The 23,682-nt window shown below is 47.4% G+C and carries 27 protein-coding genes, 3 tRNA genes and 1 riboswitch; of the genes, 19 read left to right on the top strand and 11 right to left on the bottom strand.

Annotated elements, in window-relative coordinates; all coding sequences use genetic code 11:
* Positions 1–48: 48 nt before the first annotated feature.
* The 3 genes from MHI01_RS11620 (at position 49) to MHI01_RS11610 (ending at position 819) form a co-directional block, all read left to right on the top strand.
* A tRNA-Lys gene (locus MHI01_RS11620) sits at positions 49–124 on the top strand.
* A 17-nt stretch (positions 125–141) separates the two neighbouring features.
* Positions 142–224, top strand: a tRNA-Leu gene (locus MHI01_RS11615).
* A gap of 169 nt (positions 225–393) precedes the next feature.
* Positions 394–819, top strand: coding sequence for a helix-turn-helix domain-containing protein (locus tag MHI01_RS11610; protein ID WP_036610863.1), 426 nt, complete (start codon positions 394–396; stop codon positions 817–819).
* Between the two features lie 108 nt (positions 820–927).
* On the opposite strand, the gene MHI01_RS11605 is transcribed toward MHI01_RS11610, so the two are convergent.
* Genes MHI01_RS11605 through MHI01_RS11580 form a run of 6 tightly spaced genes read right to left on the bottom strand, consistent with a single transcriptional unit; the run spans position 928 to position 5,711 of the window.
* Positions 928–1,887, bottom strand: a complete 960-nt coding sequence (locus tag MHI01_RS11605) for an urease accessory protein UreD (RefSeq protein WP_340983175.1) — start codon at positions 1,885–1,887, stop codon at positions 928–930.
* Entirely contained in the window at positions 1,805–2,524 is a 720-nt protein-coding gene (ureG, locus tag MHI01_RS11600) for an urease accessory protein UreG (RefSeq protein ID WP_017690021.1), read from the bottom strand. Before ureG ends, MHI01_RS11605 begins: the two co-directional genes overlap by 83 nt.
* A gap of 33 nt (positions 2,525–2,557) precedes the next feature.
* Positions 2,558–3,250, bottom strand: coding sequence for an urease accessory protein UreF (locus tag MHI01_RS11595; RefSeq protein WP_036669062.1), 693 nt, complete (start codon positions 3,248–3,250; stop codon positions 2,558–2,560).
* Positions 3,251–3,286: 36 nt separating this feature from the next.
* Positions 3,287–5,005, bottom strand: coding sequence for an urease subunit alpha (gene ureC / locus MHI01_RS11590; protein ID WP_036610857.1), 1,719 nt, complete (start codon positions 5,003–5,005; stop codon positions 3,287–3,289).
* Positions 5,002–5,391: an urease subunit beta gene (locus MHI01_RS11585; RefSeq protein WP_047842024.1), complete on the bottom strand. Its 390-nt coding sequence runs from the start codon at positions 5,389–5,391 to the stop codon at positions 5,002–5,004. The genes ureC and MHI01_RS11585 overlap by 4 nt, the downstream gene beginning before the upstream one ends.
* Before the next feature lie 17 nt (positions 5,392–5,408).
* On the bottom strand, positions 5,409–5,711 hold the full coding sequence (locus MHI01_RS11580; protein WP_036669066.1) for an urease subunit gamma: 303 nt from the start codon (positions 5,709–5,711) through the stop codon (positions 5,409–5,411).
* 261 nt (positions 5,712–5,972) lie between these two features.
* Between MHI01_RS11580 and urtA the strand changes: the two genes are divergently transcribed.
* The 5 genes from urtA to urtE all read left to right on the top strand — a co-directional run bounded on the left by urtA (position 5,973) and on the right by urtE (position 10,870).
* On the top strand, positions 5,973–7,223 hold the full coding sequence (urtA, locus tag MHI01_RS11575; RefSeq protein WP_101314097.1) for an urea ABC transporter substrate-binding protein: 1,251 nt from the start codon (positions 5,973–5,975) through the stop codon (positions 7,221–7,223).
* 183 nt (positions 7,224–7,406) lie between these two features.
* Positions 7,407–8,312: an urea ABC transporter permease subunit UrtB gene (gene urtB / locus MHI01_RS11570; protein ID WP_101314096.1), complete on the top strand. Its 906-nt coding sequence runs from the start codon at positions 7,407–7,409 to the stop codon at positions 8,310–8,312.
* A gap of 21 nt (positions 8,313–8,333) precedes the next feature.
* The gene (gene urtC, locus MHI01_RS11565) at positions 8,334–9,425 is read left to right on the top strand and encodes an urea ABC transporter permease subunit UrtC (RefSeq protein ID WP_076319163.1); all 1,092 of its coding nucleotides are present in this window, start codon (positions 8,334–8,336) and stop codon (positions 9,423–9,425) included.
* The gene (gene urtD / locus MHI01_RS11560) at positions 9,388–10,197 is read left to right on the top strand and encodes an urea ABC transporter ATP-binding protein UrtD (RefSeq protein WP_340983174.1); all 810 of its coding nucleotides are present in this window, start codon (positions 9,388–9,390) and stop codon (positions 10,195–10,197) included. Before urtC ends, urtD begins: the two co-directional genes overlap by 38 nt.
* Positions 10,175–10,870 (top strand): urea ABC transporter ATP-binding subunit UrtE, encoded by a 696-nt coding sequence (gene urtE / locus MHI01_RS11555; RefSeq protein WP_340983173.1) that lies wholly within the window; start codon positions 10,175–10,177, stop codon positions 10,868–10,870. The genes urtD and urtE overlap by 23 nt, the downstream gene beginning before the upstream one ends.
* A gap of 30 nt (positions 10,871–10,900) precedes the next feature.
* On the opposite strand, the gene MHI01_RS11550 is transcribed toward urtE, so the two are convergent.
* The 3 genes from MHI01_RS11550 to MHI01_RS11540 form a co-directional block, all read right to left on the bottom strand.
* Positions 10,901–11,536, bottom strand: a complete 636-nt coding sequence (locus MHI01_RS11550; RefSeq protein WP_253506406.1) for a hypothetical protein — start codon at positions 11,534–11,536, stop codon at positions 10,901–10,903.
* A gap of 27 nt (positions 11,537–11,563) precedes the next feature.
* Positions 11,564–11,767: a hypothetical protein gene (locus tag MHI01_RS11545; protein ID WP_017690011.1), complete on the bottom strand. Its 204-nt coding sequence runs from the start codon at positions 11,765–11,767 to the stop codon at positions 11,564–11,566.
* 266 nt (positions 11,768–12,033) lie between these two features.
* On the bottom strand, positions 12,034–12,735 hold the full coding sequence (locus tag MHI01_RS11540; RefSeq protein WP_162158974.1) for an urease accessory protein UreF: 702 nt from the start codon (positions 12,733–12,735) through the stop codon (positions 12,034–12,036).
* 427 nt (positions 12,736–13,162) lie between these two features.
* On the opposite strand from MHI01_RS11540, the gene MHI01_RS11535 reads away from it, so the two are divergent.
* Positions 13,163–13,245: transfer RNA gene (locus MHI01_RS11535), tRNA-Leu, on the top strand.
* A 150-nt stretch (positions 13,246–13,395) separates the two neighbouring features.
* On the opposite strand, the gene MHI01_RS11530 is transcribed toward MHI01_RS11535, so the two are convergent.
* Complete coding sequence (locus tag MHI01_RS11530) at positions 13,396–13,875, bottom strand: glutathione peroxidase (protein ID WP_036610823.1); 480 nt, start codon at positions 13,873–13,875, stop codon at positions 13,396–13,398.
* Between the two features lie 371 nt (positions 13,876–14,246).
* Positions 14,247–14,422: riboswitch (cyclic di-AMP (ydaO/yuaA leader) on the top strand.
* A 118-nt stretch (positions 14,423–14,540) separates the two neighbouring features.
* Here MHI01_RS11530 and MHI01_RS11525 point away from each other — a divergent pair.
* Both MHI01_RS11525 and MHI01_RS11520 read left to right on the top strand, forming a co-directional pair.
* Positions 14,541–14,936, top strand: coding sequence for a hypothetical protein (locus MHI01_RS11525; RefSeq protein ID WP_017690008.1), 396 nt, complete (start codon positions 14,541–14,543; stop codon positions 14,934–14,936).
* Between the two features lie 127 nt (positions 14,937–15,063).
* Positions 15,064–15,747 carry an HAD family hydrolase gene (locus MHI01_RS11520; RefSeq protein ID WP_340983172.1) on the top strand — a complete coding sequence of 228 codons (684 nt, stop codon included), beginning with the start codon at positions 15,064–15,066 and terminating at the stop codon, positions 15,745–15,747.
* Positions 15,748–15,852: 105 nt separating this feature from the next.
* Here MHI01_RS11520 and MHI01_RS11515 read toward each other — a convergent pair whose 3' ends face one another.
* Complete coding sequence (locus MHI01_RS11515) at positions 15,853–17,148, bottom strand: Nramp family divalent metal transporter (RefSeq protein ID WP_036611122.1); 1,296 nt, start codon at positions 17,146–17,148, stop codon at positions 15,853–15,855.
* A gap of 400 nt (positions 17,149–17,548) precedes the next feature.
* Here MHI01_RS11515 and MHI01_RS11510 point away from each other — a divergent pair, with 400 nt between their 5' ends.
* The 8 genes from MHI01_RS11510 (at position 17,549) to MHI01_RS11475 (ending at position 23,650) form a co-directional block, all read left to right on the top strand.
* The gene (locus MHI01_RS11510; protein WP_036610819.1) at positions 17,549–17,968 is read left to right on the top strand and encodes an organic hydroperoxide resistance protein; all 420 of its coding nucleotides are present in this window, start codon (positions 17,549–17,551) and stop codon (positions 17,966–17,968) included.
* 211 nt (positions 17,969–18,179) lie between these two features.
* Positions 18,180–18,425, top strand: coding sequence for a zinc ribbon domain-containing protein (locus tag MHI01_RS11505; protein ID WP_036610816.1), 246 nt, complete (start codon positions 18,180–18,182; stop codon positions 18,423–18,425).
* A 99-nt stretch (positions 18,426–18,524) separates the two neighbouring features.
* Entirely contained in the window at positions 18,525–18,803 is a 279-nt protein-coding gene (locus MHI01_RS11500) for a hypothetical protein (RefSeq protein WP_036610814.1), read from the top strand.
* A 187-nt stretch (positions 18,804–18,990) separates the two neighbouring features.
* Complete coding sequence (locus tag MHI01_RS11495; RefSeq protein WP_036610812.1) at positions 18,991–19,413, top strand: thiol-disulfide oxidoreductase DCC family protein; 423 nt, start codon at positions 18,991–18,993, stop codon at positions 19,411–19,413.
* 99 nt (positions 19,414–19,512) lie between these two features.
* The gene (locus MHI01_RS11490) at positions 19,513–20,376 is read left to right on the top strand and encodes a DUF6612 family protein (RefSeq protein WP_340983171.1); all 864 of its coding nucleotides are present in this window, start codon (positions 19,513–19,515) and stop codon (positions 20,374–20,376) included.
* 211 nt (positions 20,377–20,587) lie between these two features.
* Positions 20,588–20,971, top strand: coding sequence for a VOC family protein (locus MHI01_RS11485; protein ID WP_047842030.1), 384 nt, complete (start codon positions 20,588–20,590; stop codon positions 20,969–20,971).
* A 160-nt stretch (positions 20,972–21,131) separates the two neighbouring features.
* Complete coding sequence (locus MHI01_RS11480; RefSeq protein WP_340983170.1) at positions 21,132–22,349, top strand: nucleotide-binding protein; 1,218 nt, start codon at positions 21,132–21,134, stop codon at positions 22,347–22,349.
* Entirely contained in the window at positions 22,346–23,650 is a 1,305-nt protein-coding gene (locus tag MHI01_RS11475) for a CpaF family protein (RefSeq protein ID WP_282322214.1), read from the top strand. Before MHI01_RS11480 ends, MHI01_RS11475 begins: the two co-directional genes overlap by 4 nt.
* Positions 23,651–23,682 lie beyond the last annotated feature (32 nt).

Raw genomic sequence — 23,682 nt, 5'->3', positions numbered from 1 at the left:
CTTATAGACAAAAATGAAGCATGGCACATCCGGTGAAGTTTACAGCAAGAGCCATTAGCTCAGTTGGTAGAGCACCTGACTTTTAATCAGGGTGTCGAAGGTTCGAGCCCTTCATGGCTCACCATTTTTACAATTGAATATGCGGTCGTGGTGGAATGGCAGACACGCTATCTTGAGGGGGTAGTGGGTGTATACCCGTGGAGGTTCGAGTCCTCTCGACCGCATCACAGCAACAACATAAGATAGACTTCTATGATCATTCATGGGAGTCTATCTTTGTGTTATACGATATATCTCATCCTATTCCAGGCATATAAAGGCTGAGCATTCAGGAATAATGTGGTATAATTCAAGCAGATGAGTTGATTATTACGGTTGGAAGGCGGTTCTTGTATGCAGTCGATCTATGAGCGAATTGAACACCTGATTGCCGAACGAGGAATGACCAAGAAGGCTTTCTGCCAACAGCTGAAGATTAGCACAGGCAATCTGGGTGATTGGAAACGTGGCAAGTCTATTCCGAGTACGAATAAATTAATTGAGATTGCTTCGTTTTTTGATGTGAGCCTTGACTGGCTCATGATTGGACGTCCATCGAAGGAAGCGATGGTTCGGGAAAAACGGGAGGATTATTTTTTTGACGTTTTGCGGCAATTGAATTGCCAAGAAAGTGAATTATCGACTGTGGAACAGTCTTTTATCAGCGAATATATTGAGTTCACCCGTTACCGTAAATCCAAGGAAAGTAAGGATGCTGGCGACTATCGCTATAAACCTGAGAACAAATCAGAGAACGATTCTGAGGAAAACGAAGCGTAAGTGATATGAACAGCATCCATAGACTGAATGTACAAAAACCTCTGGACTAATCCGAACACACTCGGAGACAGTTCAGAGGTTTTTTGGTGTTAACTATGCTTGATGCCCTTATTTACGAAAGACAAGAGTTTCTTTGCCCAGCAGATGTGGGCGGAGTGTGTTCCAGATCTGAAGACACTGCTCCTGAAGTTCCCAAGCTGCCATGCCAAGGAGTCGAACGCCGATGCCTCCGGTTGCCAGCAAACTTGCACCTGCGAGCATTCGCCCATCTGGTGGCAGCGCAGATCTGACTTGCTCCAACTCCGCAGTACCAAGACCTGGGGCAATCATCCATAACGTAGCGGTATGTGTGTAGTGAAGGAGAGACGCTGAGTGTTTGGGATCATCGGTATCCGGTTCGAGTCCGAATCGATCCCAGACAGCCAGTTGTTCACCTTGCCATATCTCCGTCAAGCTGCGGTAACGCTCGAATTGGAACGCTTCTCCCCGATGAATCCGTCCTGCAGACCAGATATCTGCATAGGCCAGGATTGCCTGTTCTTCCAGCTCAAAGGTTACAGTGAGCGAAGAAGAACTTCCCTTGAAAGGGATGACGCATTCAGGGAAGTATTCCAGCGTGGCCCCTTTTCCCAACCGAAAGTGATGATTAACGGATGAGGGAATGGAAGGTGTAGGATGGAGTCTGGTAGCAGATGTGCTACTCAGCATGACATGGGTGCCTTCACCTAATTCCCACTCGGAATAATAATGATCCCCGTTAAGGACTCCGGGCGAGACGTCTGACGTGTACACACATAATTCGGTTCCGCCTCCGGGAGGTTGAAAGGATCGGCTAAACCGGAGTGGTGCGCTGTAATAACGATCAGTCATGACAGTCCGGTCGCCTTGAAAGGCAAAGGTGGCCCGAAGCTCGCTGCGGCGTGTGACGGGTGCACCTGCACTTTCATTCCTAGTTATCTCTGTTCCCGTGGGGACAGAAGATGAATTAATGCGAGTGAGTGCCATGTTCATGGCTGTGTGAATGCAGATGTGCAGCGGAAGCATCGTCATCCATGTATTGATGTTCAAGCCAGTGGACAATCTCGGATACACCTTCACCGCTCATTAGATTAGACATGACATAAGGTCGGCCTTCGCGTACCCGTTCGGTATCATTTTTCATAACTTCCAGGCTTGCACCAACGTAAGGGGCGAGGTCGGTTTTGTTGATTAACAGCAGATCTGAACGCGTTATGCCGGGACCGCCTTTGCGGGGGAGTTTCTCTCCTTGAGCAACGTCGATAATGTAGATGAACACATCAGCCAGTTCCGGACTGAATGCAGCGGAGAGATTGTCGCCGCCGCTCTCGATGAAGATCAGTTGCAGATCCGGGAAGCGTTCGATCAACTCGTCAACCGCTTCGAAATTCATGGAGGCATCCTCACGAATAGCCGTGTGCGGGCATCCGCCTGTCTCGACGCCAATAATACGCTCTGGTGCCAGTGCGTTCTGACGCAGCAAAATCTCGGCATCTTCCTTGGTATAAATGTCATTGGTGATGACAGCAAGACTATAACGTGTACGCAGTGCCTTGGATAGCTTCTCCACAAGGGCTGTTTTACCTGAACCTACCGGTCCACCAATTCCAATTCGCATCGGACGACTCCGATCAAATGCCTTACGTTCCCACTCCGGATGATGCGTATGATTAGCTCCTCCACACATAACAATTCCTCCTATGTTAGATAAAAGTTGTAGTTAAGACATAAACAGCCGCGCGGGTAAGGTCTCATGCCGCATGGCGTAGATTTCCTGGGCGATTCCGAAGCTGTGCATATCTTCGGGGTCATTGTCTCGAATGAGAGCCCATTCCGCTTCGATATTATCAAGCAGTTTCTGAATCAACATCTGCGCTTCGGTTTGTCCGATGGGCAACAGGCGAAGTGCGCTGTTCACATAAGCGTTCACCGAGGTATACAGATGCCCGGTAACGGCTTCATCCAATTCAATCTCCAATTGATAGTTGATATAACCGTGAATGGTCGTGATGCCACAATACGCACCGTATTCCCGTATGGCCTCATCAATCAGGGAAAAGTCCATCCATGGATAGAGTGAACGGGCCAGCTTGAGCAGTCTCTTTCCCATCTTGTGGCCGCTCTCCCTGAGTTCCCGTGGAGAGCGCTGGGCGTGCACGCGTTTGTCATACAGGGCAAGTAGAGCGGCATCTTGCTGTTTTATCGCTTGATAGACGCCTTTGATGGCAAGACCATCTAGTCGTACAAGACTGGAATGAAGCTGGCTGCGAATAAACTGTTCAAGCTGCGCGGTATTTTGCACGGTGCCATCATGCGTGTAAGCTTCCAGACCGAAGGAATGGGAGAAACCACCGATGGGCAGGGCCGAATCCAGCAGCTGAACATAACGGAGTAGCTTCGTGCCACTGTTCATCATGAGTGCCCCCTTATCAGCTAATCCGTATTCCTATCAGAACATAAAGTACCGCTGTGCCATAGGCAGCTCGTCTGCGGGTTCGCAGGTGAGAAGCTCGCCGTCGGCGCGTACCTCGTAGGTTTCGGGATCGACTTCAATGACAGGGGTGACGTCGTTATGAATCATGTCTTTTTTGCTGACTGAGCGACAGCCTTTAACGGGTTCAACCCGCTTTTTCAGGCCCAATGACTCTTTGATCCCTGCTTCTGCTGCGGCTTGGGAGACAAAGGTGATCGATCCGCTGGCAATGGCGCTACCATAGGCTCCGAACATCGGTCTGCCAAATACCGGCTGAGGTGTTGGGATGGACGCATTGGGATCACCCATCTGGGCAAATGTGATCATGCCACCCTTAATGACAATCTCGGGTTTAACACCGAAGTAAGCCGGTTTCCATATGATTAGATCTGCCAGCTTGCCAACTTCCACCGAACCGACGAGATGACCGATTCCGTGAGCGATAGCTGGATTGATAGTGTACTTGGCGACATATCGCTTGATCCGATCGTTATCGGAGGGAGAATTCGGGTTGAGCTCAAGTTTGCCGCGCTGTTTTTTCATTTTGTCGGCTGTCTGCCAGGTGCGGATAATGACTTCGCCCACTCGGCCCATGGCTTGAGAATCGGAACTGATGATGCTGAACACGCCAAGATCATGTAAAATGTCTTCGGCTGCGATTGTCTCTGGACGAATCCGTGAATCGGCAAAAGCTACATCTTCCGGGATGGAAGGGTCCAGATGGTGACACACCATCAACATATCAAGGTGCTCTTCTACGGTGTTGCGTGTGTATGGTCGTGTTGGGTTGGTTGATGAGGGGATAACGTAGGACTCCCCAGCGGCCCGGATAATATCCGGTGCGTGTCCGCCACCAGCGCCTTCCGTATGGTACGTGTGGATCGTCCGGCCGTTGATTGCAGCCAGGGTGTTTTCGAGAAATCCGGTTTCGTTCAATGTATCGGTATGGATAGCCACTTGAACATCATGTTCCCCGGCGGCAGTCAGACAAGCGTCGATAGCGCTCGGGGTAGTGCCCCAATCCTCATGCAGCTTCAGGCCGATTACCCCAGCTTCAATCTGTTCAATTAAAGGTGCGGTACTGGAACTGTTGCCTTTGCCAAGGTAACCGATGTTCATGGGAAAAGCTTCTGCGGACTCCAGCATCCGGTGGATGTGCCAGGCTCCTGGTGTGCAGGTGGTGGCTTTGGTTCCTGTTGCTGGTCCTGTTCCCCCGCCGATCATGGTCGTGACCCCGGAGGATAACGCAGTCTGAATCTGCTGTGGGCAGATGAAATGAATATGGGTATCAATGCCGCCAGCGGTTACAATCATGCCTTCACCGGCGATGATTTCGGTGGAAGCACCGATGACCAGTGCGGGATGAACACCATCCATTGTATCCGGGTTACCGGATTTGCCAATGGCGCAGATGTGACCATCCCGAATGCCGATATCCGCTTTTACAATGCCCCAATGATCGATAATGATAGCGTTGGTGATAACAGTATCAGGAGTGCCGTCGCTTCGCAGAGCGGTGGTGGACTGGCCCATTCCGTCGCGGATAACCTTGCCACCTCCGAACTTGCTCTCATCTCCGTATACGGCATAATCATGTTCAATCTCTGCCCATAGTTCGGTATCAGCAAGTCTTACGGCATCACCGGTTGTCGGTCCGAACATCGAAGCGTATTGTTCGCGGCTCATTCGTTTCATGAAGGTTCACCTCCATCTTGTATGGGAGGAGAGAACGTCTTCAGGAATGCCTCCAGTTTCAGTGGATCAGGAGCTTGATCCGCAGAGCCTTCGGTTAGTCCGTTGAACCCGTGAATTTGGCGTTTGCCGCCAAAGGTCGTGAGTTCAACCGGTTTCTCTTCACCGGGTTCGAAGCGAACTGCGGTGCCTGCCGGAATGTGCAGGCGATGTCCAAAAGCTGAGGTGCGATCAAAGTCCAGTGCTGCATTAACTTCATAGAAGTGAACGTGAGAGCCGACCTGGACGGGGCGGTCGCCGCGGTTAAGGACAAGGAGTCGTAGGGTTAAACGATCCGGATGACAGATGATGTCGTCATCTGGCTTCAAACGGTATTCACCAGGAATCATGTTTTCTCCTGCCTTTCTCAGCGTATAGGTTCATGTACAGTAACCAGTTTTGTACCGTCAGGAAATGTGGCTTCTACCTGTACTTCAGGAATCATATCGGGAACACCATCCATACAGTCTTCACGTGTCAGGATGGTGCCTCCGTATCTCATTAATTCGGCAACACTCATTCCATCCCGTGCTCGTTCCATCAGTTCGGAGGTCAACAAGGCGATGGCTTCGGGAACATTTAACTTGAGTCCGCGTGCTCTTCGTTCACGGGAGAGGTTAGCGGCCACGGTAATCAGGAGTTTTTCTTTTTCCTGCTCAGTCCAGTGCAAGGCAATCCGACCTTTCGCTTATAATGTCTGATATGTTCATGGATCATATTGTATGTTAAATATACTCACACAGGGTGATTTCTTTGTCAATAAGCTTCAAGGCTTATTAGCAGTATGCATGAAACAGGTAGGCATGAAATAAAATTATGTAAGCTATATTGACATGAAGAGAGTAACCCTCCATAATTTGGATCAACGAACATTTTGGACGCAAATGACCTTAATGTTCGTCAATAGACTAAAAAAAGGGAGTGTAGGCTATTGAAGAAGAGGTCGGTCAAGTTATGGAGTATTTTGCTGGGTGCGGTCATTGTGATGACAGGATGTGTGGAGGGCACTGCGCCGCCTGAAGCTTCGGGTTCAGGTGGTACAGGAGAGTCGGCTGCATCCGGTGAACCGATTAAAGTTGGTATTCTTCACTCTCTCAGCGGAACGATGGCGATCAGTGAGGTATCTGTTAAAGATGCGGAGATGCTTGCCATTGAAGAGATTAACGCCGCGGGCGGAGTTTTGGGTAAACAGATTGAGCCTGTAATTGAGGATGGCGCTTCGGATTGGCCTACTTTTGCGGAGAAGGCTGGGAAGTTACTGCAACAGGATAAGGTCGCTGCTGTATTTGGCGGATGGACCTCTGCGAGTCGGAAGGCTATGCTCCCGGTGTTTGAACAGAACAAAGGTCTGTTGTTTTACCCGGTACAATATGAAGGATTGGAATCATCGCCAAATATTTTTTATACAGGAGCAACAACCAATCAACAGATCGTTCCATCCGTAACCTGGTTACTGGAGAACAGGGGCAAGACGTTTTATCTGCTCGGTTCAGATTATGTATTCCCAAAAACGGCCAATCAGGTCATTAAGGCACAACTCGCAGCAGAAGGCGGCGAAGTAGTGGGTGAAGAATACACACCGCTGGGTCATACCGATTACAGTACCATCATTAGCAAAATCAAGGCTGCGAAGCCGGATATTGTATACAATACGCTGAACGGAGATAGCAATGTGGCCTTTTTCAAACAATTGAAGGATGCCGGAATCTCCTCGGATCAGATGACGACCCTCTCGGTAAGTGTGGCGGAGGAAGAAATCCGTGGTATTGGCGCAGACGTATTGAAGGGGCATCTGGCTTCGTGGAATTATTATCAGACAACGGATACACCTGAGAATGCAACATTTGTTGCCAAGTATAAAGAAAAATACGGTGCTGATCGAGTGACAGCTGATCCGATTGAAGCGGGATATGTGGCGGTTTATCTCTGGAAGGCGGCGGTGGAAAAAGCAGGATCAACCGACGTGGAGAAGGTGAAGGCAGCTGCCAAGGGTCTGGAGTTTGATGCCCCGGAAGGTAAGGTAACCGTGGATGGAGAGAATCAGCATATCTACAAAACCGTACGGATCGGTGAGGTGCAGGAGGATGGGCAGTTCAAGGAATTGTGGAATTCTGGTGAGCCTGTCAAGCCGGACCCTTATCTGAAAACGTATGAATGGGGAGCAACCCTCAGCGCTAAATAACATAGAAACCTCGCAATAAAACAGGCAACTTGCTTCAAAGCAGCCGAAACATAAACGAGGGTGTGACAACACATCCTCTTACCGTATCGCGGTAAAGCGTTACTGTGATGTTAAAAAATGTTACTGCCCATAATTGAATTTATGTGAAATATCGAGAGTCACGGTATGGAGGAGGGGATAGCGATGGATATGTTTATCCTGCAGATGTTCAATGGTCTGAGTATCAGTTCAATTCTGTTGTTGATTGCATTGGGGCTTGCAGTAACGTTTGGGCTGATGAATGTCATCAATATGGCTCACGGTGAACTGATCATGATCGGTGCATATGCAACATATGTAACACAAAATCTGTTCATGTCCTATGCTCCAGCAACGTGGTTTGGTGCCTATTTTGTTGTGGCTCTGCCGATTGCGTTCATTGTAGCGGCTCTAATTGGCTGGTTGCTTGAAGTGGTTCTGATCAGGCATCTGTATGGCAGGCCGCTTGATAGTCTGCTTGCGACATGGGGTGTAGGCATGATGCTGCAACAACTGGCCCGTACGATATTCGGAGCGCCAAACGTGGGAGTATCCAGTCCGGCTTGGCTCAATGGGGGATTGGCGATCTCGGATGGTATTGTATTTCCGTATAAACGAATCTTCATTATCGCACTGGTTGCGGTTGTGCTGCTGTGTATGTATCTCTATATCTATCGAACATCTTCCGGAAGACGAATGAGGGCTGTAATGCAAAATCGGAGCATGGCGGGGTGTCTTGGGATTTCGACCCGGCGGGTGGATGGCATGACCTTTGCGATTGGTTCGGGCATTGCCGGAATTGCTGGCTGTGCATTAACGCTCATTGGTCCGATTGGTCCTTCGCTTGGTACGTATTATATTGTGGATGCGTTCATGGTCGTTGTTCTGGGTGGCGTTGGGAAATTGGTTGGAACCGTGTGTGGTGCATTGGGGATTGGTATGTTCAACACGCTGTTCGAAACCTATACCTCGGCCTCCATTGGCAAGGTGCTTGTGTTTGTATGTATCGTTGCTTTCCTGCAATGGAAACCACGCGGATTGGTCGCGATGCGCACACGGAGTCTCGATTAACGTGAAAAAGGGGGTTAGTTCATGTCGGCATTACTCAAGACTGGCAGTCTGAAAATGAGAATCATCTGGGCGGTTGTACTGATCATGATGTGTCTTGCTCCACTAATCTCCACGGAGTTTCGTCTGAGTCTGTTAGCCAAGTTTTTGGCGCTGGCAATCCTGGCCATCGGTCTCGATCTGATCTGGGGATATGGGGGTGTGCTAAGTCTTGGGCATGGGGTGTTCTTTGGTCTGGGTGGGTACGCGATGGCGATGTATCTGAAGCTTCAGGCTAGTGGAGCAACGCTTCCTGACTTCATGGGATGGAGTGGTCTCAGTGGTCTGCCGTGGTTCTGGGAACCATTTCGCTCTTTCCCGGTGGCGCTGTTATTGGGGATAGCCCTTCCAGCATTGCTTGCCTTTGCTCTGGGGTGGTTTACGTTCCGCAACCGGATCACCGGTGTTTATTTTACCATCCTGACTCAAGCTTTGGTTCTTATTATGGTAACACTCTTTGTTGGTAAACAGGAATGGACGGGTGGGACAAATGGCATCACCGGATATAATTCGATCTTTGGTTTTACACTTCATTCCGCTGGAACGACGATTGCTCTCTACTATATAACGCTTGCTGTTCTGGTGATCGCGTATGTGCTCTGTCGTCGAATGGTGAACAGTCGGTTCGGTCAAGTGCTCGAAGCTGCGCGTGATGGAGAGAATCGGGTGCGATTCCTCGGATATGATCCGGCAGGATATAAAACGCTGGCTTTTGCTTTTTCCGGTGCGCTTGCAGGCATCGCGGGCATGTTGTTTGTACTTCAGGTGGGTATTATCTCGCCATCGATGATGGGGATTGTACCCTCCATTGAGATGGTCCTGTGGGTTGCATTGGGTGGTCGCGGTACGCTTATTGGAGCGGTCATCGGAGCAGTGGTGCTGAATGCAGCCAAAACAGGCATTAGTGAGGCTTATCCCGAAGGGTGGCTGTTTGTCATTGGTGGGCTCTTTGTAACGGTGGTTTTGTTCATGCCAAACGGTATTGTAGGTGTGTATCGTCATGTCGTTCGCTTGCTGAAGCGGAGAGGAGAGAGTGCGCATGTCCAAGTCACTCGGGAAAAACCTAAAGTCTACTGAGGAATCAGCGGTGTTGGTAGCCGAGGATATTACGGTGGCCTTTGGTGGGTTCGTTGCTGTCAAAGGCATGAATCTGAAGCTGCATGAACATGACCTGCATTTTTTAATCGGACCCAATGGTGCTGGGAAAACAACGATGCTGGATGTGATATGTGGCAAAACAAAACCCATGTCCGGCTCGGTGAAGATGGCGGATGGCACGGAATTAACACGACTGAAGGAGCACCAGATTGTTCGCAAAGGTGTGGGACGCAAATTCCAGGCGCCATCGATCTTTGCAGGTCTGACGGTACAGGAGAATCTGACGCTGGCGGGGGAGACTCGCCGTTCCCCTTTGCAAGCCATCGGTATTCGTCGATATGGGAAAATGAGTGCTGCCATGGAGCATGTTACCCTCCAGATTGGTCTGCAAGACCGCGTTGATGCTCGTGCAGGAGCGTTATCACATGGGGAGAAGCAGTGGCTAGAGATTGGCATGTTGCTTCTGCAGGAGCCACGTGTGTTGTTGCTGGACGAACCAGCCGCAGGCATGACGGATGAAGAAACACACAAGACCGGGCGACTTCTGCAAGAGATTGCGCGTGAGCGCTCGGTTGTGGTGGTGGAGCATGATATGGAGTTTGTGCGAGAGTTCGCAGCCAAGGTAACGGTGATGCATGAAGGGAAACTGCTGAAGGAAGGTACGATGGCGGAGGTACAGGCAGACCCGAAAGTGGCGGAAGTGTATTTGGGCAAAAGGAGGGATGACCATGCTGTCGCTGCAACGAATTGAATCTGGCTACGGGGAAAGCAATGTGCTTCGTGGTGTGAACCTGGATGTACAGCCTGGACAGGTGGTGTGTCTGATGGGTCGTAACGGTGTGGGGAAAACAACGTTGATGAAAACATTAATGGGGCTGCTCAAATCACGCAAGGGCAGTATTCAGTGGCAAAATCAGGAGTTATCCACCTTGGACTCAGCCAAGCGGGCACGGGCAGGGATTGGTTATGTACCGCAGGGGCGGGAGATTTTCCCGCAGCTTACGGTGAAAGAAAACTTATTGCTCGGTCTGGAGACAAGTGCACCGGGAGTAAAAACGTTCCCGGAGGATGTACTGGCGATGTTCCCAGTGCTTGCTACGATGTATGGACGGCAGGGCGGGGATCTGAGTGGTGGACAGCAGCAGCAGTTGGCATTCGCCCGGGCATTGGCTTCGCGTCCTGGGTTGTTGCTACTGGATGAGCCGACAGAAGGAATCCAGCCTTCTATCGTGGAGGACATTCGGCAGGTAATTTTGCACCTCAAGGCAAAGGGGAACCTCTCGGTTCTACTGGTAGAGCAGAGTATCGATTTTGTACGAAGTGCCGCAGATTACATCTATATCATGGACAAAGGAACCATAACCCTGCATGGGACACCGCAAGAGCTGGATATGTCGCAGTTTGAACATCATCTCTCCGTATAGTTGTAGTTAGTCGGCGAGTGGAGAAAGGTTTCAGGAACGCTTGTCCAGGATATTCGAGTATTTCGGATATAACCGCCGGATGCATTCCGGACAGATGTCATGGGTGAATTCGGCGTGGGTATGCTTCTCCAGATAACTCTCAACGGAGTTCCAGTGTTCCTCTTCGTCCTTGATTTGTTTGCAGACGGCGCAAATAGGCAGCAGTCCGCGCAATGTGCGCACTTCAGACAATGCCTTTTTTAATTGGTGTTCTGTCTTTCTTTGTTCGGTAATATCCATGTGTGCAATTAAAGCGAGATCGGTATCCAGAATTGAATTTGCATAAGATAGAGGGGTGAGTTCTACACGAAACCACCTCTTTTCGTTGTATACAGTATACACGCAGATGTCATATGTATGATTTCGATTAAAGGGTATTCCGCGTTCTTTCAAATTCTGTGCGACAAGTGCCATGTTAGCGTTCTTGCCTCGTTTTGCCCAGGCTTCCGTCAGATGCAGGTAATGTCTATGACTACTGTGTATATCCGGGTTTGGTGAGCATTGACCAAGTCCCTGTTGCCAGGCACGGTTACAACTTTGGATAATCCAATTGTCATCAACGATGATGAGCTGGTGACGTATGGACTGGAACGACAGCCTCTCCAGATCGGATGTAACATGTCTCATGGATGAGACCCTCCTTTGGCAGAAATCTTATCTCAGTTCATCTGGAATATCCAAAATATCAGCGACCAGGTGCCTGAATCGGGTTGCTTTGCGTGTGCCGTGAATGAGATTGGATAAACGATAGGGTGGGATGCCATGCTGTTCACAAAAGGTCTTCTGGTCCACTTGAAGTTCGGTTAGCCGTCGTTTGATGGCCCATCCGAACGGAGTAACTGGTTTTTTCTTGTTCAAAAGGGTTCACCCCTGGTTAGAATGTAGTATTCAGCCGCTCTTTCTTCATGTAGAATATATAGAAATGCGAGCTGTATGTTTTATTATATACGTAAATTCGTCATCTAACAATTAAAAAAGACGGAAAAAAGTGTATTTTGTGATTATAAATGGCGTAAATACGTAAATAAAACAAATAAAATGACAAAAAACACGTCGGCAAGGAGGTTGCCGCGTGTTTTTTAGTTTTTTTGAATGAAGGGGAGCAGGCATGAGGAGGAAGAGGATTAGGCCCTGTAGGCATGAAGTCCAGCTCCGAGCATATGGAAACTGGGGAAAAACGATTTCATGGACATCGAGGTTGGCTGTGCCAGTCCATCCGCAGCCGAGGCGCTGACGGTCTTCCATTCATTCTCCAGATCTGTGGCCAGGCGGACCATCAGATCCTTGGTTGTATCGTTGTTCAGGGGAATGACTTTGGAGGCTTCGGTTATGCAGGCATTCATGGCTGAATGCAGGTAACCAAGGACCGCCTCTTCGACCGGGATGTCGAGGTGGTGGTTAATCCAGGCATGAACAGTAGAGAGGCAGCCAACCGAATCGTATTTGGCAAAGATCTGTTCGAGCTGGCTGAATTCAATCCAGGGGTGCAGAGCTCGTGCAAGTCTGATCAATCGTTTACCCATGGCGGCAGCTTGTTCTCTGAGATCTCCAGGGGTTCGCTGAACATGGACAAGCTTGTCGATAAGAGCTATCCGCCATGTATCCTTGTGATCTGCTGCAGTATAGATACCTTTGATGGCCATACCTTCAAGACGAACGATGCTCGGATGCAACTGACAACGCATGAATGATTCGAGATCTTCAGCATTACGAATGGTACCCTCCCTGATATGGATATCCATGCCGAAGGAATGGGTGAACCCTCCAACCTGAATAGAGGAATCAAGCAGTTTGACATAATCGAGCAGCTTATTCCCACGGTTCACAATCATTCGCCTCCTGTGTTCGTTAAATGTCACTTAAAGTGACATTTATATTCCTTTTTGTTTGCTTTATGTTTAAAAATCCGAATTATATGATAGTTATCATCCCATAAATGTCCGCTTTTTGTCAATAGTATCCGTGAAAATTAATGGATTAAATCTGGAATTTAATATTTGTGTTATTTTATATAACTTATTGTGTTATTTATGTGGTGAAGTTCATGGAGGACTATATATAAATGAATCAAAAAGATCGGCTCTTACCGAAAAAGAGGGGATCAAATCTAATCATATGCAGTTCATGGGTAAAGATGACGAGATTATGCGATTTTTGATGAAAATGCCTAGCTGAAAAAGAAGTATTAAAAAATACTTTACTTTTAGTTCTGAACCCGGTATAATCAATTCTGTTGCCGATTATTTACGACATGCGGTCGTGGTGGAATGGCAGACACGCTATCTTGAGGGGGTAGTGGGCGTATGCCCGTGGAGGTTCGAGTCCTCTCGACCGCATCATATGAACGATTAAAAAGAAGCTTTCCATTAATGGGAAGCTTCTTTTTTTTGTCTTTTTCGAACAGTATGACATCAAAGTTGAGGAAAAAAGGCCACCCATTACCGGGGCAATGCTGCTCTACCTTCCGGCTACGGGTGGCCTGTGTATTATTTTTGAAGTAAGTTCTTGATATCTTCTTCAATCTTGTCCGGTGTTGTTTTGGGAGCATAACGTTTAATGACCTGTCCGTTCTGATCCACGAGGAATTTGGTGAAATTCCATTTGATTGCTTTGGAGCCGAGCAGGCCAGGAGCCTCTGTGCTAAGGTGTTGGAAAAGAGGGTGAGCGCTTGAGCCGTTCACATCAATTTTCTCAAACATGGGGAAACTCACGCCATAATTCATCTGACAGAACTCGGCAATATCGTCGGAAGATCCTTTTTCCTGTGCAAACTGGTTACTTGGGAAACCAAGCACTTCAAATGGAGCATCTTGAAACTTGTCTTGCAATTCTTGCAGACCTTTGAATTGAGGGGTAAGGCCGCATGAGCTTGCCGTATTCACAATCAGGAGCACTTTGTCACGGTAGTCGGACATTTCAACTTCTTGACCGCGAAGGGTATTCACTTTGTAATCGTAGACTGTCATCTAAATCGCCTCCATTTATTTACTCTTATATCTTCTATTATATTGGTTGCAATTAAATATTTCAAAACTAATATGGTGTTAAAAGAATCAAAACAGGCAAGTTGTGCAGAATACGTGAATGAATTGCGAAGTGATTTACGCCAGAGTGAGAATTAGATAGCCTTGAAGAGATAGATAGAGTATAACTTTGTTGTAAGCGTTATTATGGATAGGAATTGGCAAAAATCTGCCGATTTGGTGATCTGGGCGGACTTTACACCGACATGGCACGGGTGTATGATTCATAACGTAATTTCAATTTAAACTAAATTGTACTTGAAAAACGAAACAAACGATAATATCGCTCGATCTTACCTTAAGATATACGAACGATGTTTTAATCGCTGAGTTTCCATTCATTAATGAATGGGAAACGGGGGAACCAACGGAATGCGCTGTCCAGGACAGTGGGCATTCATGGGGTGAATTTTCCGGTGACAGCCGGAAATAGGGCGACTCTCGCGCCCGAATCCGTCAGCTAACCTCGTAAGCGTTAAAGGGAGAGGCAACAAGCCGTACGCTGGTTCATGGTGTTTTCGCCATGGGTTATTTAAGAAGCGTTCGGGAGGCCTTGGTCCCCCACGCTTCTTTTTTGTTGTCTTTTCACGCCAAGGGAGGAACGAATGATGGATACTGAGATGATCTTAGTGACTGCTCCAAATGAAGCAGGACGTAAATTTATCAAATTGCTGATGTACAAAAAAATGCCGTTTGCCGTTCTAACCAACAGTGCAGGGGAAGAGCGAAGACTCCGTAGAATCGGAGTAGAACATGTCATTCGCATGAATACGGCTGCAGCTCAAAAATGGTTTTTGCCGCAGGGCAGCGTAGGCAACGTGTTTATTTTCGAGAACAGCCTGAATCTGACCTGTCGTTATTTACAGATCTGCCGTTCATGGACATCGAAATCCCTGTGCGTCATTACGGAGCAGAGTCATCCTAAGGGCATCTATCGGGGCATGGGCGCAGACCGGATTGTATATTCGCTCAATGGGGAAGTTGGCTTTCTCCTCAATGGTTAATGCCATAGCTTGTGATTGCTCAGGTGTAAGGTGCCTGTTATAATTGAATGTATCGATAAACGGAAGTTTGAGGAGACTCATGCAGGATGGTGAGTCTTCTTTTTTATGCTTACAAGGAGGAATTGGCGTGCCGGATGTAGGTGGATTGAAATGGTTGTTTTTTGATGTTGGAGATACGCTGGTGGATGAATGGGAGCCGGTTGATGATATTATCGGACAGTTTGTCCGTGAAGCTTGTGCTTTGGGGTATCCGGTGACAATTGAGGCGGTACGCGAACTGTTCGCGAGCTGTTACCGAAAATATGAGCAATGGCCTATGAGAGTGGCAATTCGCACATTTGTTGAAGACGAGGGGCATCAAAAACAGATTCAGGACAAGCTGAAGTTTCAAAAAGATCTTGAACGTCCTTTTCCTTCAGCAGATTTTGTTCTTCAGCAGTTGTCACGGCATTATCGCATTGGCATTATTGCCAATCAGAGTCCTGGAACGGAAGAGAGACTGGAGAGTTACGGCTTGCGGAAGTATGTTGATGTTCTGGCATGTTCAGCTGAAGAAGGAGTGTCCAAGCCAGACCCTGAGTTGTACGCTGTAGCCTTGAAACAGGCCGGCTGTGAACCGGAGGAAGCCGTGATGATCGGCGATCGGATCGATAACGACATTATACCTGCTCGGAAGCTGGGCATGCGTACGATTCGAATTATGCAGGGTTACGGAAGATTCCAGCCAGAGCTATCGGATGACAAACGTGCGGATTGGACCGTTGATTCATTGGATCAACTCTTGCCGTTACTGATGCCAAATCAGGATTAGATGCAGATGGTTGTTTAATGGATTGCAACAATAAAGGCTGATCAACTTAGGTATAGCATACCGGAGTTGATCAGCCTTTTTAGTATTTAGCCAATTAAAATGAGATTAGAACAACCGGATCGTCTGAATGATCAGATATACATTCAGCACAACGATAATCGCGGCAATGACCCATGAGATGATTTTGAGCCACAATTTGTTGGCGAATGCACCCATGCTTTTTTTATCACTTGTGAACATCACCAGGGGAATTACAGCAAAGGGCAATTGAAGCGACAGCACGACCTGGCTCAAAATGAGCAGTTCTTCTGTGCCATGTTCTCCTGCAATGGCTGTCACAATTACCGCCGGGATGATGGCGATCAGACGTGTGACCAGTCTGCGCAGCCAAGCCGGAATTCGAATGTTCAGGAAACCTTCCATAACGATCTGTCCAGCGAGTGTACCTGTAAGGGTAGAGTTCTGACCTGATGCTAACAGCGCCACACCGAACAGAATACTTGCAACCGTAGTACCTAATAGAGGTGTCAGCAGATGATAGGCATCAGCGATCTCAGCAACCTGCGTCATACCAGCACTGTGGAATACAGCAGCAGATACAATCAGGATGGCTGCATTGATGAACAGGGCCAGTGTCAGCGCAATCGTAGAATCCATGGTCGAGTACCGAATGGCTTCTTTTTTGCCCTGTGGTGTCTGTTCGATCTGACGGGTTTGCACAATGGAAGAATGCAGGTACAGATTATGCGGCATCACGGTTGCTCCGATAATACCAATGGCAATATAGAGCATGGCCGGGTTTTGCAGAATCTCAACATTTGGTACAAAACCATGGAGAACACCGCCCATATCCGGTTTTGCCAGAAACAGATCAATCCCGAAGCAGAGGGCGATGGTTGCCATCAGCACAATGACGAGAGTTTCCAAAGCGCGGAAGCCTTTGTTTTGCAGAACAAGAATCAGGAGTACATCAACTGCGGTGATGATAACGCCGTATAACATGGGGATGTTAAATAACAGTTTTAATGCGATGGCAGAACCAATGACTTCAGCCAGATCGGTAGCTGCAATGGCAAGCTCACACAGAATCCATAACATCATAACAACAGGCATGCTGAATCGTTCACGACAGGCTTGAGCCAGATCCCGTCCAGTGACGATACCGAGCTTGCCAGCCAGCGACTGAAGGACAACGGCCATCAGGTTCGATAACAGGATAACGGATAACAAGGTATACCCGAACTGCGAGCCGCCTGCGATATCTGTTGCCCAGTTCCCCGGGTCCATGTAACCTACGGCAACGAGGTATCCTGGGCCTACAAAGGCGAGGAATTTCTTCCACCATGCAGCATTCTGCGGAACTTTCATGGAACTATGTGCTTCTCCAAGGGAAGGGGTCATGCCCGCAGTAGACAATGATTCTCTTGAAGGAGCGTTGAACGGATTTTTTTTACTCATACGATAATCACCTGACTTTGAATTATTGATTTGGAGATATTGATGCGGTACAAACCGCTCATGATATATCTAAATTTTTATGTTTATTGTTACATTGTACTCCTTCAATTATTTTTGTCTAGTGCAACTTTTATGTATCAGCACAAAATTTCGGTTGTAGCTTGAATATGCCCCTTCGTATATTACCCAACCTTAGGGAAAATACAGCCATGGCATTGAAATGCATGAAAATAATAAAGTTGTAAAAGCTGATAAAGATACAAAATTGCGTTTCAAAATGAGCCAGAAGTTTAAATTGAAAGGAAGGCAGTAAAAAACTATATGGATAAGGGAGAGATTCTGAATGGAAGCTTTATATACAGCAGTAGCGACAGTTAAAGGTGGACGTACAGGTTCGGTGACTTCTTCGGATGGCGTGCTTAAGCATGATCTGAAAATGCCAAAAGAGCTTGGTGGCTCCGGTGGTGAAGGTACTAACCCTGAGCAACTTTTTGCCGCTGGATATGGAGCATGTTATGAAAGTGCCCTTGCCAATGTAGCACGCAAAGCAGGTGTGAAATTGGAGGATGTGGTCGTTACAAGTAACGTATCCATTGGTAAAGACCCTGCGGATGACGGTTTCCAGCTGTCTGTTCGTCTGGACGTGAGTATGCCTGGTGTGGATCACAGTCAAGCAGAGGAACTGGCCCGCAAGGCGCATGATTTCTGTCCATATTCCAAAGCAACACGTGGCAACATTGATGTTGTATTAAACGTAGTTTAAGATTTGACTCTTGGATAAGTAAAGGGAACATATAGAGCAGGTTATCCCAGATACCTGATGTTCGACTACAAAGCCCTGCTGGCAATCGGCAGGGTTTTGTGTTGATTATCATATAAGGACATGATGCAGGAGATTAGATGCCAGATCGCGTACTATTTTACATAATTGCACTCTCAATTCATGCTACACATTCCATAAAGGGGGAACGAAGATGAGTATTGAAGAGATGATCGAGCGGCGATTTGTGTGTACAAAATGCAGGGGCACGGATTGTAACATTAAGGAAGTTTCCATGTCAGGAGCAGGCCTGAGTAAGATGTTTGATATACAGCATAATCACTACTTGTTCGTGGCTTGTGCTTCCTGCGGGTATGTTGAAGTATTTGATCCGGATGTCTTGAAAGGGAAAAAACAGGGACAGGTAGGGACGATTCTGGATATTCTGTTTGGCGGGTAGACATGCGCGAGTTGACATTGATCTGAATTTTCTTTAATATAACTTAGTACTGAGTAGTGTCATTGCATGAACCAAATTTGAATTAAACAGGTGATATCCATGTCTTATAGACCGCGTATTGCAGATTTAGAATTAGCTTATGGTAACAAGGAAGACGGATTGTATGAATTCAAAATGAATTTGGTAGACGGTACAAAATGCCGTGTATTCTACACCCGTTCCCCGGAATGGAAGATGACCAATATCAGCCGTCTGCAGAAAACCCCTTGTCCAGTATGTCGCAAAGATTTCATTTGCAAATGTATGGACCAGTGGGCAAGTGACCTGCATCAACAGATGATCGATGACCAATGGATGGAAAAGGCAGTTACGGAGTAATTGTCGGACAGATACGAGCGTGGGCACAATGCCTGCGCTCTTTTTCTTTTATTTCCCATTAATGCGTGTTCAAAAAGAGCGGTGTTCATTCTTTTTGAACTACCTCTAGAAATAAATTTAGAATTAGTGAACAAGATGGCCCAGATTGGGTAAGTTACTCTAACCGCAACAATAGGAGGCAGCCAATATGACAGCAAATCAAACAGATGTGCATCAGGGACATCCGATCGTACTGGTGGATGGTGTCTGTCACTTCTGCCAGGGCTTAACCAAATGGATTATCAAGCGTGACCCGGAAGGAAAATATCATTTTGCATCGCTTCAATCGGATGTAGCCAAGGAACTGCTGGCGAAGGGAAATTTGTCGACAGACAGTATGGACACCTTTGTTCTGATTGAAAATGGAAAATACTATACACGTTCAACCGCCGCACTGCGATTGGCTAAGGGTCTAAAGTTTCCTTATCCGTTGTTATATGTGTTCATCATCATACCGAAATTTATTCGTAATGCAGTCTATAACTGGGTTGCTCGCAACCGTTATCGCTGGTTTGGCAAGGATGAAGCGTGTATGTTACCTACACCGGAGATCAAAGATCGATTTCTGTGAAAAAGTCTCGTGCGACACATTGTATCCAAATTTGATGATTAATAGCGGAAATAATTGGGTAATGACTACAGATCATATCTATTTTGGGAGGAAAACAACTTGAAGAAGTGGACTACATTAATTATCGGGGCATTATTAGCAGTAAGCTTGGCAGCATGCGGAAACGACACAGACAACACGGCAACGCCGCCAGCGACCAATAATGAAACATCTAACGAGGGTAATACACCTGCGGAGCAGGAAACAAAGATCCCTACCCTGGATGAGTTGATTACCAAAACGAATGCAGCAACCAAAGAAATGAAAAGCTTCACAACTGAAGCAAACATTGATCAGAATCTGAAACTGGATGCTGGTGAACAGTCACAGGATCAACAGGTTAAAACATCGCTCAAAATGGATATCATCAAAGATCCAATGATGATCTACCAAGAGATGAAAATGGAAATGTCTGGGCAGGAAGCGCAGAACGTGAAACAGTATATCACATCGGATAAAATCTACTCTCAAGTTGGGGATCAATGGGTTGCGATTCCTGAAGCTCAAACCAAGGAACTGATTGAGCAGATGAAAGCAAGCATGAATCCCGAAGGTGAATTGGAGCAATTCAAAAAGATCGAAGAAGATACTGAAGTGACCGAAGAAGGCGACAATTATGTGATTAACGCTGACGTATCCGGTGATAACGTGAAGGAACTGGCCAAAGCCGTGATGGAGCAAAACGGATCGAATGCCCAGACCCAAGCGATGCTTGAACAAATGAATATTACAAGCATGAAGATGAAATATATGATTAACAAGGAAACCTATCTGCCTGCAGGTACGGATGTAAACATGGTCATGGAGATGGAACAGAATGGACAGACAATGACGATGGACATGAAGATGAACAGTACATTTTCTAACCACGATCAAGTGGAAGAGATCAAGATTCCACAAGAAGCATTGGATAGCGCAAAATAATTTGGTTATGCCAAATGTGCTGAAGATGATTTAAAGCGGTAAGCGAGCATCCTTGTATGCCCGTTTGCAGGGCACCTCTGAACTAGATCTGTGTGAGCCGAGAGGTTTACCGGATTAGAATCAGGGGTGTTTTTCTGTTTAGCGGAGATTATGGTCAGGGTTCAAGGTGTTATAGTATAGTCATATTGAAGTAGAGAGGGGGATATAAAAGATGATTGAATATGCACACATCCACCATGTTAGTCTGGCTGTACGTGATCTGGAAATCGCGAAGAAGTTCTACTCGGGGTTACTAGGCATGCAGGAGATTGAACGTCCAGCCTTCCGCTCCACGGGTACATGGTACGCTATCGGCAGCCAGCAGCTTCATCTGCTTCAGCACCCGGAGGGTCACACGTTACGTGAGGCTGGGATTGATACTACAGACGGTCACTTTGCGATCTGGGTCACCAGTTATTCAGGGACTATAGCCTGGCTGGAGCAGCAGGGAATTGAGTATGAAGCGAGACCTGACAGCGTAGCTGGATTTGCGCAGATTTTTGTGCTTGATCCGGACCGTAACATTATTGAGTTCGATTCACCGTATAACTCTTAAGGAAAAAGGGTTAGAATAAATCCCTTGCTCCCCCAGAAATTGTATGCTATATTATCCATACATTCATAGCACGTGACGGAAGCACCGTCCAAATACTGCATATTCATGCGGTTATTGGACGGTGCTTTTTTGTGCTTTTTGACAGGGAGGGAAGGAAAAATTGATTGTACTGAAGGTTGTTCTGGTTTCAAAGGATAGAGATTACATTAGCGCCTGGCTTGATTATGTACAGGGAAATCCGTCTGGTCTTCATGTGCGTTTCACGGCATTCTCCCAAGAGGATTCGTTCAGGGATCACATGAAAGAGCAAGAAGGTAGAGAATTACCGGATCTGGTTATTGCGGAACCGGAGTTTCTGAATGACTGGCTGAATAACGGGGGAGAAGTATCAGGTGTACCTTGGCTAATGCTTAGTGAAGGGATGGAGGAGGTGGATGAGGCCAAGCGGCTGATGAAATACCAACCCTTGCCTGCTTTGCTGGATGCTGTGATGCATGCTTGCCGGCAGCCACGCCGTAAGAAGGTTCACCATCCGGGGCAAGAGACTCTCTCCATCGGTGTAGTATCCGCTTCGGGTGGAAGTGGCAAAACGGCAGTGGCCCTGCATATGGCGAAGCAATTGGGACTTGCAGGTTATGCTGTTCTCTATCTGAATCTGGAGACGCTGGACAGTACGCTCCCGTTTCTGGAAAAGGGACTAACTAGAAGTGGGCAGCGTCACCCGGATGCGGAGACGGGATTGTCCCGCCTGTTATACGATCTGAAGGTGGGCAGGAAGGAATCCGGCAAGCAGTTACAGGTACAATCGAAGGGCGTAGATGGATATGTGGTCCGGCATGAAGCGTTGAAATCCGATGTGTTCTGGCCATTATCGAATCGGAAAGAACTGTTGCAAATGACTCGTGAGGATACGTCGAATCTGCTTCGTTATTTAACGGATTGTGGACAGTATGACGTGCTGATTCTGGATGGGGATTCCGGTTGGGATGGGCGCAGTGAAGGGGTGCTGGATGCAGCAGATGCATTTGTCTGGTTGGTTGAGGATGATATATCTGCCATGCATCGATGGGGACAATGGTTACAGCATGCTGAGCGTACGAAGCCAGATTTGTACGAAAGTATGGTCGAGCGTTCACGCTTTGTGGTTAACAAATATCGGGACAATGTCGTCAATGTACTTCCACGCCCTGATCTGCATCTGGATGCAGTGTTGCCCTATATCCCTTCTTGGAAGCAACTCAGTCAGGAGGAAGTCATGCTTAGTTCTCCGATCTTCCAACGTGAAGTGAAGAGATTATGTGCCATGCTGGTACAAGATGGCGAAGAAGAGTTGAAGCAGACGGGACGAATTCAGAAGCAGGATCGGTGGGCACTATGACGGATTCATCCAATAGAATACTGGATCGTGAAGAACAGTTTCAGATGATGCGCAGGGAAGTCAGGGCTGGCCTCGATTTAACCTCTTCCGCAGGAGATGATGAACTGTGGCAGGGGATAGAACGCAAAGTTCTTACTGACCCGAAGCTGGATGATCTGACCTCAGGAGAGCGTCATACGCTGGTACAGCGATTATTTGACTCCTTTCGTGGATTGGATATTTTGCAGCCACTTGTGGATCATCCCGATATTACGGAGATTATGATCAATAGTCACAAGGAGATTTTTGTGGAGCAGGAAGGTGAAGTCAGCCAGATCACCCTTGAATTTGAGTCAAGGGAACGGCTCGAGGATATTATCCAGATGATTGTGTCCGGGGTAAACCGGATTGTAAATGAGTCTTCTCCAATCGTAGATGCCCGTTTAAAGGATGGTTCCCGGGTCAATATCGTGTTGCCGCCTATTGCCTTGAAAGGCCCCACGATGACGATTCGTAAATTCCCCAGTGAACCGATGAAGATGTCCGATCTGATTGAAAAGGGTGCCCTGCATGAAGAAGCGGCAGAATTATTGCAGCAGTTGGTACGGAGCAAATACAACATCTTCATTGGAGGTGGGACCGGATCGGGAAAAACGACCTTTCTGAACGCATTATCACAGTTCATCCCTGCCGATGAACGGATTATTACCATTGAGGATTCAGCTGAGCTACAGATAGTTACGGTACCAAATCTGGTATCACTGGAAACGCGGAATGCAAACACCGAAGGCAAGGGACAGATATCTATTCGGGATCTGATCAAATCTTCCTTACGGATGCGTCCGAACCGGATTGTGATCGGGGAAGTCAGGGGCGCAGAAGCGCTGGATATGTTACAGGCCATGAACACAGGACATGATGGAAGCTTATCAACTGGGCACGCCAATACTATCTCGGACATGATCAGCAGACTCGAAACGATGGTGCTTAGCGGTGCGGATCTTCCTATTGCGGTTGTAAGGCAGCAGATTAGTTCAGCAATCGATATTTTTGTACATCTGTCCCGGCTACGAGACCGCTCACGGCGGGTGACAGAGATTAGTGAAGTGATTGGCATGCAGGACGGTGAGGTTATGCTGAATCCACTGTTTCGTTTCCAGGAACAAGAAGAGCGTGAAGGCAAAATTATTGGCGGGTTAGTACAGGTTGGAAAGTTGAATCAGGTGGATAAAATTCAGATGGCTGGGCTCGGGGAATGGCTGGATGAATACATAGAACAATATAGTGTTGATATAGATTCATCAGATAACAACGTGAATTAAAGCCATTGGAAGGTGATTACTGTTGGGTGAAG

It is taken from the genome of Paenibacillus sp. FSL M7-0656 (assembly GCF_038003225.1).
GTDB lineage: Bacteria > Bacillota > Bacilli > Paenibacillales > Paenibacillaceae > Paenibacillus > Paenibacillus amylolyticus.
The sequence above is the reverse complement of the archived record's forward strand: the minus strand, read 5'-3'. Positions and strand labels throughout refer to the sequence as shown.